Source organism: Methylosinus sp. KRF6, from assembly GCF_018887255.1.
GTDB classification, from domain to species: domain Bacteria; phylum Pseudomonadota; class Alphaproteobacteria; order Rhizobiales; family Beijerinckiaceae; genus Methylosinus; species Methylosinus sporium.
Window position 1 is genome coordinate 4,324,291 of the sequence record NZ_JAHLJF010000001.1, and the last position, 12,829, is coordinate 4,337,119.

The following is a 12,829-nucleotide window of genomic DNA, read 5'->3' on the forward strand; positions in this document are numbered from 1 at the left end:
GCAGAGATTTTGGGAAGACGACATGGCCGAGTGGTACAACGAGATCAGCCTCGAGGATTTGAAGAGCGGCATCGCCGACAAATCGATCATTCTGGTCGATGTGCGCGAGGCGGACGAATACGCCCAGGGCCATATCGACGGCGCTTTGTTCGTGCCGCTGTCCGCCTTCGATCCAGCCAAGATTCCGGCGCCGGCCGAGGGCCAGAAGGTCGTGGTCTATTGCCGCTCCGGCAAGCGCTCGGTGAACGCCATGGAGCAGGCCCGCCTCTTCGGCCGCCGCGATGTGAGCACGCATTTCGGCGGCGGCATCATCGGCTGGCAGAAGGCCGGGGAGCCGGTCGTCACGGGGATGTGATGGCGCTGCAGGCTCACCTTTTTGCCTGCAGTAGATCCATGAAGAGCCGTGCGGCGCGCGAGGGCGTGCGTCCCGGCGCTGCGGCCAGGCCGAATTCGCGGTAGAGCGGCGGATCGAGCCGCGCGACACGTAAGCCCTTCCGATTTTCCGGCAAGGTCGACTCGGGCGCGAGGCCGACGCCGACGCCTTCGCGGACGAGCGCAATGGCGCTCGTCCAGTCGCGCACCTCCATTCGGATATTCGTCAAAGACAAGCCGGCATGTTCGGCGAGCGTGCGCGCATGGACATGGCATCCTCCGGTCGCGAGCACGAAAGGCTCCGCCGTCAGTTCGGCGAGCGACACGGATGATCCACGTCGCGCTAGACGATGAGAAGCGGGCAGAACGCAGACCCAGGCGTCCCGCCCAACCGCGATCGTGTTTCTCTCTGGCGGCGGATTCAATACGACGCCGAGGTCCACCGATCCCTCGTCGAGCCAAATCTCGACCTCCCGATCATCCGTCTCCAGCGCGATCACGTCTATGTCGGGGTAGAGCGTGCGGAAGCGCCGGAGCAGGGGCGGCAGAAAGGTCGCGAACACGCTGGGGAAGGCGGCGATGCGGAGCGCGCCGAACGGCTCCCCGGCCGCGATCGCCGCTTCTCGGCGGATCGCCTCCACATGAGTGAAGGCCGCGCGGGAGTGCTCGAGAACCCGTTCGCCGAAGGCCGTCAGCTCGATTCCGTTTGCTTTCCTCACCAATAATTTGACGCCGAGACTCTCCTCCAGCGCTGCGAGCGCCTGGCTCAGGCCGGACTGCGTGACGCCGATCGCTTCGGCCGCGGCGGTGATGCTGCCGGATTCTGCTATGGCGATCAGGCCGCGGAGCTGTGTCAGCTTCATATTAGAGCTGCTTATATGAGAAATCTTGTTACGTAATTTTTCTTCTTCCCTGCGTCATGTCAACATGCCCGCGTCCTTCTTCGACGGAGATGTCCGGATGAAGCTGTATTTTGCCGCCGGCGCCTGCTCTTTCGCTCCGCATATCGCGTTGCAGGAGCTGGGGTTGCCCTACGAGCTGGTACGGGTGAACAATCGAACCAAGAGGACGTCGGAGGGCGGCGATTTCTGGACGGTCAATGCGAAAGGCTATGTCGCCGCGCTCTGCCTGGATTGCGGCGAGACGCTGACCGAAGGGCCGGCGATTCTCCAATTTCTCGCCGATCTGAAACCGGAGGCGGGGCTCGCGCCGCCGAACGGCGAATTGGAGCGCGTGCGTCTTCAGGAATGGCTCAACTTCGTCACCAGCGAGCTTCACGCCGGTTCGAGCCCTTTGTTCGATCAGGCGTTGCCGAAGGCGGCGCGAGAGTTCTTCGAGGCGCGACTGTCCAAGCGTTTCGATTGGCTCGATTCGGCATTGGCGGACCGTCCGTTTCTGATGGGCGGGGTTTTCACGGTCGCCGACGCCTATCTCTTCACTGTGCTCGGCTGGATGCCGCGCTTCTCGATCGATCTCGGGCGTTGGCCGAAGATCGGCGCCTATGTCGCGCGGATTGCCGCGCGCGCTTCCGTGGAGGCGGCGCGGGCTCGCGAGGCGGCGATCCCTGCGGTCGAATGATCGTAGCGGCTCGAAGCCCTCACTCCCACTCGATCGTCCCCGGCGGCTTGCTGGTCACATCGTACACCACGCGGTTCACCCCGCGCACCTCATTGATGATGCGCGTCGCCGCCCGGCCTAGAAAATTCATGTCGAAAGGATAGAAATCCGCGGTCATTCCGTCCGTGCTCGTCACTGCGCGCAGGGCGCAGACATGGTCGTAGCTGCGGCCGTCGCCCATCACGCCCACAGTGCGCACCGGCAGCAGCACGGCGAATGCCTGCCAGATCACGTCATAGAGCCCGGCCTTGCGGATCTCGTCGAGATAGATGGCGTCCGCCTTGCGCAGAATTTCTAGCTTCTCGCGGCTGATCCCGCCGGGGCAGCGGATGGCGAGGCCGGGGCCGGGAAAGGGGTGGCGGCCGACGAAAGCCTCCGGCAGACCCAGCTCGCGGCCGAGCGCGCGCACCTCGTCCTTGAACAATTCGCGCAAGGGCTCGACGAGCTTCATATTCATGCGCTCGGGCAGGCCGCCGACATTGTGATGCGATTTGATTGTCACCGAAGGCCCGCCGGAGAAGGACACGCTCTCGATCACATCAGGATAGAGCGTGCCCTGCGCCAGAAATTGCGGCGCGCCGCGCCCGTCGGCGGCGATCTTCTTCGCCTCTTCCTCAAAAGTCTCGATGAAGAGGCGACCGATCGTCTTGCGCTTGACCTCCGGGTCCTCGACGCCTTCCAGCGCTTGCAGGAACAGCTCCTGCGCCTCCACATGCACGAGCGGGATGTTGTAGTGATCGCGGAAGAGGGTGACGACCTCCTCCGCCTCGCCGCCGCGCAGCAATCCGTGATCGACAAAGACGCAAGTCAGCGCATCGCCGATCGCCTCATGGATCAGCACGGCGGCGACTGCGGAATCGACGCCGCCCGAAAGCCCGCAGAGCACGCGGCCCGCGCCCACTTGGCGGCGCACGGCCTCGATCGCCTCGCCGCGAAAGGCCGACATGGTCCAGTCGGATTTCAGCCCGGCGACATTATGGACGAAATTGGAGATGAGCTTGGCGCCGTCCGGCGTATGCGCGACCTCGAGATGGAATTGCACGCCGTAATAGCGGCGGGCTTCGTCGGCGATCGCGCCCATGGGGGCGTTCTCGGAAGCGGCGATAACGCGAAAGCCTTCCGGCAGGCGGGTGACGCGGTCGCCATGGCTCATCCACACGGGATAGCGGGAACCCTTTTCCCACACGCCGGCAAAGAGCGGGCTCTCCTCGACGACGCCGATCTCGGCGCGGCCGAATTCGCGATGGTGGCCGCCCTCCACCGCGCCGCCCAATTGCGCGGCCAGCAATTGCTCGCCGTAGCAAATGGCGAGCACGGGGATTTTCGCGTCGAAAATGCTCTGCGGCGCGCGCGGCGAGCCGTCCTCGGTGACGGAGCAGGGGCCGCCGGAGAGGATCACCGCTTTGGGGCGGATTTCGGCGAAGGCGCGCTCGGCGCTCTGAAAGGGCGCGATCTCGCAATAGACGCCGGCCTCGCGCACGCGCCGCGCGATGAGCTGCGTCACCTGCGAGCCGAAATCGACGATCAGCAGCTTGTCGTGGCGATCGGCGATGTCGTGGTGGAAGCTCTCAGTGGCGGTCATGCTGGTCTTTCGTGTGTGGGGGCTTGCGAGAGCTAGTGACTACCCCTCGCAGTCGGCAATGCGCAAGAGCACGGCGCGCGCCCGGGATGTTGGACCCGGCCTGCGAAAGGCGAAGGCCCAGTCTGCGAGGACCGCTCACATTTGCGGCGGCTTCTCGGAAAACATCGTCTCGACGTCTTGCGCCCCGTGAATGATGCGCACGATTCCGATTGGACGCATCGACGGCTCATAGACGATCAAATAGGAAAAGACCGGCCAAAACTTCACCATCTCGTTGGTGAGGTCCCCTCTTCTGTGCCCTATCCCCGGGTTCTCGGCGATGACGCGCAGCGCGCGACGTATATTTCCCGCAGGACATGCCGGGCGAGCGTCGGACCGCCTTTGCGGGTCAGATAGCGCCTTATGGCGTCGAGGTCGCTCTGGGCTTCCGGCGAGAGGCGAAAGCGGCTCACTCGGCGCTAAGCTTCTCCTCGGCGTCGATCTCCGCTTCCAGCCGATCGAACACGTCCTCGCCGTCCTCGCCTTTTCCGGCCCGCAGCGACTCGAGGCCCGCCGCGATCTGCGCGCGGATCTCATCCTTGCGCCAGGCCTCCAGCCGATCGCGCTCCTCCATCAGGCGCAGCGCTTCGCGCACCACTTCGCTCGCAGAGGTGTAGCGGCCGGTCTGCACCTTCTGATGCACCAGCTGCTCGAGCTCTGGGGTGAGGCTCACATTCATGGGGGTCGCTCGGGGACAAAGGTCTCTTTGGCCTAAGATAGCGCAATAACGAGCTTTGACAAATTTCGTTATTCACCCGCGCTTCAGCACGCACACATAGAATCCATCGGTCCCCGCCGTGTGCGGCGTCAGCCGAAACCCCGCCCCATGCGGCGAGGCGAATTGCGCGAGCTCCGGCAGCCCGGCCTTGGCCGCCGCCTCCTCGGCCGGAACGGCGGAAAAATCCGCATGTCCTTCGAGAAAGCACGCGATCTGCGCCTCATTCTCGTCGATCAGCAGTGAGCAGGTCACATAGACTACGCGCCCGCCCGCCTTCACGAAGCGCGGGGCCTTGTCCAGCAGCTCCTGCTGCTCGGCGATGCGCTCCTCTAGCGCGCCGGGGGCGAGGCGCCATTTGGCGTCCGGGTGGCGCCGCCAGGTTCCGGTTCCGGTGCAGGGCGCGTCGATCAGCACGAGGCCGCAGCGCGCCTCGAGATCGGCGAGCACATCCGCCTTCCCGCGCGGGGCGCGGACCTGCACATTGCGCGCGCCGGCCCGCTCGAGGCGCGGATAGATGGGGGTGAGGCGCCGGCCGTCGTCGTCGAAGGCGTAGATCTGCCCGCGATTGTGCATCTGTCCGGCGAGGGCCAGCGTCTTGCCGCCGCCGCCGGCGCAGAGATCCAGAACCTGCTCGCCGGGCTCGGCGGCGCAGAGCAGGGCGGCGAGCTGCGAGCCTTCGTCCTGCGGCTCGACCAGGCCTTTGACATAGGCGGGCTCGGCCGTCAGCGCAGGGCCGCGCCCCTTGGTCGGCGGCGCGATGCGCAGGCCGAGCGGCGACAAAGGCGTCGGCTCCGGCGAAAGATGCGCGAGACGGCGCAGCGCGTCCTCGCGCGAGGCCTTCAAAATATTGGCGCGCAGATCGATCGGCGCGCGCGCGGCGAGAGCGCGGCCCTCCTCGGCGGCGGCCGCGCCGAAGGCGGCGTCGAAGCGCTCGGCCAGCCATTCTGGATAGTCGCCGAGAATATGCGCCGGCGCGCCTTCGAGCGTCGCCGTAGCGAGGCGCTCGCGCTCCTCGGCCGTGAGCGGGGCGGGGGCGTGGCCCTCGCCGGAAAACAGCGCCGCGATCTCCTCGATGGAAAGTGTGTGCGATTCGCGCAGCGCGCCGATGACGACGGCGCGAGGCGATTCGTCGCCCATCAGGAACGCGGCCGAGGCGCGCTTGCGCAGCGCGTCGAACACGAGGCTCGATATGGACGCGCGGTCCTTGGAGCCGGCGAATCGGTGCGAAAGTCCCCAATCCTTGATCGCATCGGCGGCCGGACGGCGGCGCTCGGCGAGCTCGGCGAGGATTTCAATGGCGGCGGAGACTTGTGCGGCGGGAGTCATGTCGCTTTTGCTTTACGGCCTCGCGGGCCGGCAGGCCAGCGCCAGCGCGCTCGAGAGGTGAGATAGCGCATGGAAAAGCAAAAAGTCTCAGAAAATCGCCATGGTAGCGCTCACGGCCACAATCTGGCCTCAATAGCCTAGCTGAAGTCATGCTGCGCCGCGAAAGCCACGGCGTTTTCCACACATACCGTCGGAAGCCAAAGATGCGCTCTCTTCGTCCGTTCGCCGCTATTCTGCTCGCTCTCTCGCTGGCCGCCTGCGCGGCTCAGTCGCAGCCCGACCTGACCCCGCCGCCGAAGAAGCCGCTCGACGCCAAGACCCAGCTCGAGACCGGCCGCAAATACTGAGTTTCGCTTCGCCGCTGCGGGTCGTCACGACAAGGCGATCCGCGCGGCGAAGATCGTTCCATAGCGTTATTCCGCGGTCGCGGATGCGTCCGCGTAGAGCAGCGCCAGCAGCTTCGCCGACAATTCTCGCGTGGACAGCCCCAGAGCAAAGGCGGTCTGTCGATAATCGCCGTTGAAGCGGCGCAATGTGCGCAGGACGAGCCGTCGTTCGACGGCCTCGATCGAATAGCCGATGAGCATGTCCACGGCTATATCCGCTGTGTCGAGCGGAATTTGCCCGTGCTGCTGCGCAGGCCGGGCGGCGGCGCGGTCGATCGCCTCCTCCTCTCCGGCGATCAGCAGGAGTCGGCTCCGTTCCGCCCCGTCTGTCGGGATGCGCGGGCGTTTGCGTCGATCCGCTCCCATCGGCTCGCCTTTCGACGCCAGCGAAAATGCGACGGGATCGCCGATGGAGAGATAGGGCCCGTCTTCGTCGAACCGCACCAGAAATTGCGGCGCGAGGCCCTGGAAGTCGGCGGCGTAGACGAACGTCAGCTCCGCGCCGAGCGCCCGCAGCCTGACGCGTCGATACATGCTCGGATCGTCGCCGTATCGGCGGCTCTTCGAAACTTCGTCACGACGCGGTCCGCGCCGTCCGAAGGGCGATGCGCCGGCGCAGGCGCCTGTGGAGCGGCCCGACATCAGGCGTCTCCTCGCGCCTGCCAGCCCGCGTAGACGCCGACAAGGGCCGCCAGAAAGACCAGCGCGGCGGCAAACGCTCCTCCGGCGGCCAGAAGCCCGATAACCGCGCCGGAGACAGCGGCGATCATCATTCCCGTGACCGTGTCCGACACGCGGATGTCCGCTGCCTCGAGATCGCGCGGGCGCGCCCGCTCGCCCGGGACCGCGAGCTCGTCGCGGCCGAAGGCCGAAGAAAAAGAAGAGATTTTTTCCTCTCCGCGTCGGCGCCTGGTTGCAGCGTCAAACTCCCGGATTCGCGGCATAAACGGTCCTTTGTGACCATAAGTAGCGCGTAAAAATCCTGTGACATCGTGCGCATGTTAGCATTGTAATTACAGGATTATTTTAACCGAGCGCATATTTCAAGGCGCGGGAAAGAAAGGACCGATTTTGTCAAGCCTTTCTGTCTCGTAACGAGATGGTTTGGTAGATAAAAACCGATTCTTTACGACGTAGAAGCGCCGTTTTGGCATCGAGACACGAGAACAAATAATGATCGTCGGCTATGCGCGAGTATCCACAGACGAGCAAAAACTCGATCTGCAGATCGAAGCCTTAGAAAAGGTAGGATGTGATGAAATTTTTACAGATCACGGACGGTCAGGACTTGATTTCGGTCGCGTGGGTCTGGAGAAGGCGATACGAAATTTGAAGTCCGGCGACACTTTGATCGTCTGGCGCCTGGATCGGCTCGGCCGGTCTTTGCCGGCTCTCGTCGCGTTGATGGATCAGCTCGGCAAGCGAGGGATCGATTTTCAGTCTCTGACGGAGAACATCAACACGACCTCGTCGGGCGGCCGGCTGATGTTCCATATGATGGCGGCGCTGGCCGAGTTCGAGCGCTCCCTCATCAGCGAAAGAACGCGGGCGGGGCTCTCCGCCGCGCGTGCGCGCGGCTGCACGCTAGGTCGGCCGAAATCGCTCAGCCCCGATCAGATCGCCGACGCTTTCGAGGCTATACGACATGAGAAGACGCAGATGCAGGAGGTGGCGGAAGAGCTGGGCGTATCCGTTCGCACGCTCCAGCGGAGCCTGCGCAACGCCTTTCCCGCCGGGAGGGGCTAGAGTCTTTCCGTGTTTCATTGAAACACGGAAAGACTCCAGGCATTTGTTTTGATCGCGTTTCCAACGCCGAAGTCTCGTCGATCGCGACGAGTCTTTTCATGTTCCGCCGGACATGAACAAAGGCTCGTCGCGCGCGGCCGCCGCGAATGTCATTCGGCCTCGAACTTGCCGCTCGCGCGATGCAGGGCGCGAATGCGCCGGACCGTGCCGGTGGAGGAGCGGTAGACCAGCGTCTCCGTCTCGATCGCTTCCCTGTCGAAGACCGCGCCGAACAACAGCGGCCCGTCGGTGACGCCGGTCGCGCAGACCACCACATCGCCGGAGGCCAGCTCCTCCAGCTCATATTTCTTGCGCGGATCGCGCACGCCCATTTCGGCCGCGCGCGCCGTCTTGGCCGGGCTGTCGAGCACGAGGCGGCCCTGCATCTGGCCGCCGACGCAGCGCAGCACGCCGGCCGCCAGCACGCCTTCCGGCGCGCCGCCGGCGCCGAGATACATATCGACGCCCGTCTCCGCCGGCTGGGCGGTGAAGATGATGCCCGCCACATCGCCGTCGCTGATGAGCCGCACCCGCGCGCCCGCCGCGCGGCAACGCGCGATCAACTCGGCATGGCGGGGCCGGTCCAGTATGCAGATGGTGACGTCCTGCGCCGCGACGCCCTTGGCCGCGGCGAGGGCGGCGATATTGGCGTCCGGCTCATTGTCGAGATCGACGACGCCCGGCGGATAGCCGGGGCCGATGGCGATCTTGTCCATATAGACATCTGGCGCATAGAGCAGCGAGCCGGCCGCGGCGATGGCGACGATGGAGATCGCGCCCGGCATGTCCTTGGCGCAGAGCGTCGAGCCCTCGAGCGGCGCCACGGCGAGATCGACGCGCGGGCCGCCGCCGGCGCCGACCTCCTCGCCGATGAACAGCATGGGCGCGCAATCGCGCTCGCCCTCGCCGATGACGATGCGGCCACGAATCGCCAGCTTGCCCAATTCGCTGCGCATGGCGTCGACGGCGGCCTGATCGGCCGCCATTTCGTCGCCGCGCCCGCGCCAGCGCGCCGCCGCTACCGCCGCCCGCTCGGTGACGCGGACCAGCTCGAGGGTCAGATTGCGGTCGATCGGCTTTTCTGCCGCCGATGCGGGGCGCGCCATGTGCTCTTCTCCGGCGATGCGCTATTCGCGCTCGATGCGGATGACCTGCGCCGGCTCGGCGATGACGCCGTCGGCGTAGATGGCGTCGAGCGCCTCGCGCACCAGACGTTCTGTCGTCGCATGGGTGATGAGGATCACCCCGACTTGCGCGCCGACCTGGGCCGCGCCGCTGCGCCGCGCCGCGCGCGCGCCATGCTGCATGATGCTCTCGAGCGAGATCTTGCGCTCCGCCATGGCCGTGGCGATGGCGGCGAAGGCGCCCGGCACGTCCGGCACGGCGAGGCGGATGTAATAGCCGCCCTCATGCAGCGCCGCCGGCGCGCGCTCGAGCTTGCGCAGAGCGGCGCTCGGCAGGCCGAAGGGCGCGGAGCGCACGCCTTTGGCGATGTCGGCGATATCGGCGACGACGGCGGAGGCAGTGGCGTCGCCGCCGGCGCCCGGACCGACCAAGGTCAGCTCATGCACGGCGTCGGCGTCTATGGTCACGGCGTTGGTGACGCCCATCACCTGGGCGATGGCGGTGGTCTTGCGCACCATTGTGGGATGCACGCGCTGCTCTATGCCTTGCGCCGTGCGCTGGGCGACGCCGAGCAGCTTGATGCGGAAGCCGAGCTCCCCAGCCGCGTCTATATCGGCCAAGGTGACGCGTTCTATGCCCTCTATCTCCACCGCCTCGGGCGCGATGCGCGCGCCGAAAGCGAGGGAGGCGAGAATCGACAGCTTATGCGCCGTGTCGAAACCGCCGATGTCGAAGGTCGGGTCCGCCTCGGCATAGCCGAGGCGCTGCGCCTCCTTCAGGCACTCCTCGAAGGAGAGGCGCTCCGCCTCCATGCGCGAGAGGATGTAATTGCAGGTGCCGTTCAAAATGCCATAGACGCGCTCGATCGAATTGCCGGCGAGGCCCTCGCGCAGCGTCTTGACGATGGGAATGCCGCCGGCCACCGACGCCTCGAACGCGAGCGCGACATGGCGGCTCTCGGCCAGCTCGGCCAGCGCCGAGCCATGGGCGGAGAGCAGCGCCTTATTGGCGGTGACGACGGATTTGCCCTTGGAGAGGGCCGTCTCGACGCTGACGCGCGCCGGTCCTTCGGACCCGCCGATCAGCTCGACGAAAAGATCTATGCCGTCCGCGGCGGCGAGGGTGACGGGATCGTCATAGAAGGTCGCGCCGGCGAGGTCGACGCCGCGGTCCTTGCTCTTATCGCGGGCGGAAACCGCCGTGACGACGATCTCGCGCCCGGTGCGCGCCGCCAGCGCCTGCGCCTGCCTCTGCAGCAGCCGCACGACCGAAGCGCCCACCGTGCCCAAGCCCGCGACGCCGACGCGCAAAATTTCCGCCATTTGACCCTGTTCCGGAAAAAGGACTCGCGCCGCGGCGCAGGGCCGCAGCGCGAGCTGTTGTGACTTATTCCGGCGAAGGGATCAAGGAAAGCCTTCCCCCGAGGCGACGACGGCTCGGCGGCTCAGCAGCCGCATTTGGCCTCGCAGGACTTCTTCTCGACCTTGGCCTTGTCGATATTGCCATTATAGGCCTGCGACGCCTTGATCCAGACCTCGTCGCAGCTCTCCATGCAGCGCGCCTGCTTGTCGTCGCCGCGATTGTCGCAGCTCACTTTTTCGATCGGCCGCGGCGAGAAGCCGAGGTCGCCGACCCGATGCGGCGTCGCCTCTGCGAGTCCGGCGCCGGCCGCGGCGGCGATGAGGGCGAGGGTGAAGACGAGGCGAATTTTCATTGTCGTTTCCTCCAATTGCGGGCCTCTCGAGACGTCGCTCGCGCCGATCGCGAGGGCGCCCAGGCCTTCTTCGGTCGTTTCGGGCGCGCCGCCTTCGACCTGCGGGGCGGTCGAAGGCGGCGTGCGCCACATCCCGCTTTTCTCCGCGGATCGGCCGCCTCGAGAGGGAATAACGGGCGGCGGTCGGCGATGAGCCGTCGGGATGCGAACGGGCGCGATCGCCGATGCAGGAGCGCGTCGGCAATTGCATCGTTCTACGATGAAATTCATATCGTGTAACGATATATTTGGCAAGCCCGCGCTCGCGGCCGTGGCCCGTTCTGGCGAGGGGCTGGGGAAGGGACCGAAGGGCCGAGTCTGCGACTTGACGGACGGCCCCGGAGCGCGCATGTTAGCGCTATGACGAGCACGCTCCACTCCTGCATCCTTTGTCGGATCATTATCAGCTAGCCCAATCGCTGGCCGGAGCCGTCACGTCTCTCTTCATGACACGCAATGACGCCCCGGGCCGGCAGGCCGAGGGGAAATTCATGTCGTCCGACGCTCCCGTTCTGAAGCTCTACAATACGCTGACACGCGCCAAGGAGGAGTTCCGTCCTCTCGATCCGGCGAATGTGCGCATGTATGTCTGCGGCCCCACCGTCTATGACTACGCCCATATCGGCAATGCGCGGCCGATCATCGTTTTCGACGTGCTGTTTCGCCTGCTGCGTCATCTCTATGGCGCCGATCATGTCACTTACGTCCGCAACATTACCGACGTCGATGACAAGATCAACGCGCGGGCCGCCGAGCGCGGAATCACCATCCGCGAGCTGACCGAGGGCACCAACAAGATATTCCAGGAGGATGTGAAGGCGCTCGGCTGCCTCGAGCCGACCGTGCAGCCGCGCGCGACGGAGCATATCGCCGAGATGATCGCGCTCATCGAGAAGATGATCGCCGCCGGCCACGCCTATGCGGCGGACGGCCATGTGCTGTTCGACGTGCCGTCCATGGCGGATTATGGCCGGCTGTCGCGTCGTCCCCTCGACGAGATGATCGCCGGCGCTCGCGTCGATGTCGCGCCCTATAAGCGCGGCGACATGGATTTCGTGCTTTGGAAGCCGTCGAAGGAGAGCGAGCCCGGCTGGGACTCGCCCTGGGGACGCGGGCGGCCCGGCTGGCATCTCGAATGCTCGGCCATGTCGTGGAAGCATTTGGGCGAGGTGTTCGACATTCACGGCGGCGGCATCGACCTCGTCTTCCCGCATCACGAGAACGAGATCGCCCAGACACGCTGCGCCTTCGGTCATGAGGCGATGGCGAATTATTGGATGCACAATGGATTCCTGCAGGTCGAGGGCGAGAAAATGTCCAAGAGCCTGGGGAATTTCGTGACCATCAACGAGCTGCTGCACACGGAGAATTTCGGCGGGCGGAAATGGCCGGGCGAAGTGCTGCGCCTCGCTATGCTGAGGACGCATTATCGCCAGCCGATCGATTTTACGGTGAAGGCGCTGGAAGAGGCGGAGCGAATATTGGATATGTGGTATAAGGCTTTTGAAAAAGTCGAACTGACGCATACACCGCGGGTTTCAGTTGATGTTATTGCTGCGCTAAGTGATGATCTGAACACACACTTGGCAATCTCGTATCTTCATTCAATGTTTGAAGGGGCGATTGGCTTTCGGGCCGAAGGTCTTTCGATCTTTGCCGACCAGGGTGGTCAGAGCCTAGCGTTACTCCTTGGCAGTGCTAGATTAATTGGGTTGCTTCAACACGATCCAGAGGCATGGGCGCAACGGAAAATTAAAGAATTAGACTTGGATGTCATTTATGTAATCGAACAAATTTCGGCCCGTAACGCCGCCCGCGCGGCAAAAAACTGGGCCGAGTCCGACCGCATACGCGACGAGCTCGCGGCGATGGGCGTCGCGCTGAAGGACAATAAGGACGGTACGACGACATGGGAGGTGAAGCGATGAAGCTTCACTGTGCTCGAACATTATCCAACAATCGAGACGCGCGACTCCTTCTCCCGCTTTGGGGGAGAAGGTGGCCCGACGAAGTCGGGTCGGATGAGGGCTCGCTGCGGCGGCCGGAATCGATGGATATGTTCGCGGACCCTCATCCGACCCTCGCTGACGCGAGGGCCACCTTCTCCCATAAATGGGAGAAGGAGA

General features: G+C 64.9%; 15 protein-coding genes. 5 read left to right on the plus strand and 10 right to left on the minus strand.

Annotated elements, in window-relative coordinates:
• Positions 1 to 22 precede the first annotated feature (22 nt).
• Positions 23 to 355, plus strand: a complete 333-nt coding sequence (locus tag KP010_RS20380; protein WP_142861832.1) for a rhodanese-like domain-containing protein — start codon at positions 23 to 25, stop codon at positions 353 to 355.
• A gap of 13 nt (positions 356 to 368) precedes the next feature.
• On the opposite strand, the gene KP010_RS20385 is transcribed toward KP010_RS20380, so the two are convergent.
• Positions 369 to 1,235, minus strand: coding sequence for a LysR family transcriptional regulator (locus KP010_RS20385; RefSeq protein ID WP_142861833.1), 867 nt, complete (start codon positions 1,233 to 1,235; stop codon positions 369 to 371).
• A gap of 97 nt (positions 1,236 to 1,332) precedes the next feature.
• Between KP010_RS20385 and gstA the strand changes: the two genes are divergently transcribed.
• Entirely contained in the window at positions 1,333 to 1,950 is a 618-nt protein-coding gene (gene gstA / locus KP010_RS20390) for a glutathione transferase GstA (protein ID WP_142861834.1), read from the plus strand.
• Between the two features lie 19 nt (positions 1,951 to 1,969).
• Here the strand turns inward: gstA and guaA are convergent, their stop codons facing one another.
• The 4 genes from guaA to KP010_RS20405 all read right to left on the minus strand — a co-directional run bounded on the left by guaA (position 1,970) and on the right by KP010_RS20405 (position 5,654).
• On the minus strand, positions 1,970 to 3,571 hold the full coding sequence (guaA, locus tag KP010_RS20395) for a glutamine-hydrolyzing GMP synthase (protein WP_024880386.1): 1,602 nt from the start codon (positions 3,569 to 3,571) through the stop codon (positions 1,970 to 1,972).
• Positions 3,572 to 3,706: 135 nt separating this feature from the next.
• Positions 3,707 to 3,841 (minus strand): hypothetical protein, encoded by a 135-nt coding sequence (locus tag KP010_RS23115; protein ID WP_256448903.1) that lies wholly within the window; start codon positions 3,839 to 3,841, stop codon positions 3,707 to 3,709.
• A 178-nt stretch (positions 3,842 to 4,019) separates the two neighbouring features.
• Positions 4,020 to 4,289 carry a type II toxin-antitoxin system ParD family antitoxin gene (locus KP010_RS20400; RefSeq protein ID WP_142861835.1) on the minus strand — a complete coding sequence of 90 codons (270 nt, stop codon included), beginning with the start codon at positions 4,287 to 4,289 and terminating at the stop codon, positions 4,020 to 4,022.
• A gap of 72 nt (positions 4,290 to 4,361) precedes the next feature.
• The gene (locus KP010_RS20405) at positions 4,362 to 5,654 is read right to left on the minus strand and encodes an RsmB/NOP family class I SAM-dependent RNA methyltransferase (protein WP_142861836.1); all 1,293 of its coding nucleotides are present in this window, start codon (positions 5,652 to 5,654) and stop codon (positions 4,362 to 4,364) included.
• A gap of 203 nt (positions 5,655 to 5,857) precedes the next feature.
• On the opposite strand from KP010_RS20405, the gene KP010_RS20410 reads away from it, so the two are divergent.
• Complete coding sequence (locus KP010_RS20410) at positions 5,858 to 6,001, plus strand: hypothetical protein (RefSeq protein WP_018266023.1); 144 nt, start codon at positions 5,858 to 5,860, stop codon at positions 5,999 to 6,001.
• 66 nt (positions 6,002 to 6,067) lie between these two features.
• Here the strand turns inward: KP010_RS20410 and KP010_RS20415 are convergent, their stop codons facing one another.
• The gene (locus KP010_RS20415) at positions 6,068 to 6,682 is read right to left on the minus strand and encodes a hypothetical protein (RefSeq protein ID WP_216281429.1); all 615 of its coding nucleotides are present in this window, start codon (positions 6,680 to 6,682) and stop codon (positions 6,068 to 6,070) included.
• Positions 6,682 to 6,984 (minus strand): hypothetical protein, encoded by a 303-nt coding sequence (locus KP010_RS20420; protein ID WP_142861838.1) that lies wholly within the window; start codon positions 6,982 to 6,984, stop codon positions 6,682 to 6,684. The genes KP010_RS20415 and KP010_RS20420 overlap by 1 nt, the downstream gene beginning before the upstream one ends.
• Positions 6,985 to 7,213: 229 nt before the next feature.
• Here KP010_RS20420 and KP010_RS20425 point away from each other — a divergent pair, with 229 nt between their 5' ends.
• Positions 7,214 to 7,786, plus strand: a complete 573-nt coding sequence (locus tag KP010_RS20425) for a recombinase family protein (RefSeq protein ID WP_142864296.1) — start codon at positions 7,214 to 7,216, stop codon at positions 7,784 to 7,786.
• 149 nt (positions 7,787 to 7,935) lie between these two features.
• Here KP010_RS20425 and glpX read toward each other — a convergent pair whose 3' ends face one another.
• From glpX to KP010_RS20440, 3 genes are all read right to left on the minus strand, one after another.
• The gene (glpX, locus tag KP010_RS20430) at positions 7,936 to 8,931 is read right to left on the minus strand and encodes a class II fructose-bisphosphatase (protein WP_142864297.1); all 996 of its coding nucleotides are present in this window, start codon (positions 8,929 to 8,931) and stop codon (positions 7,936 to 7,938) included.
• A gap of 21 nt (positions 8,932 to 8,952) precedes the next feature.
• Positions 8,953 to 10,272 carry a homoserine dehydrogenase gene (locus KP010_RS20435; RefSeq protein WP_142864298.1) on the minus strand — a complete coding sequence of 440 codons (1,320 nt, stop codon included), beginning with the start codon at positions 10,270 to 10,272 and terminating at the stop codon, positions 8,953 to 8,955.
• 122 nt (positions 10,273 to 10,394) lie between these two features.
• Positions 10,395 to 10,664: a hypothetical protein gene (locus KP010_RS20440; protein ID WP_142864299.1), complete on the minus strand. Its 270-nt coding sequence runs from the start codon at positions 10,662 to 10,664 to the stop codon at positions 10,395 to 10,397.
• A 530-nt stretch (positions 10,665 to 11,194) separates the two neighbouring features.
• Here KP010_RS20440 and cysS point away from each other — a divergent pair.
• A complete protein-coding gene (gene cysS, locus KP010_RS20445) occupies positions 11,195 to 12,631 on the plus strand; it encodes a cysteine--tRNA ligase (protein WP_142864300.1) in 1,437 nt (478 codons plus the stop codon).
• Positions 12,632 to 12,829: the final 198 nt, after the last annotated feature.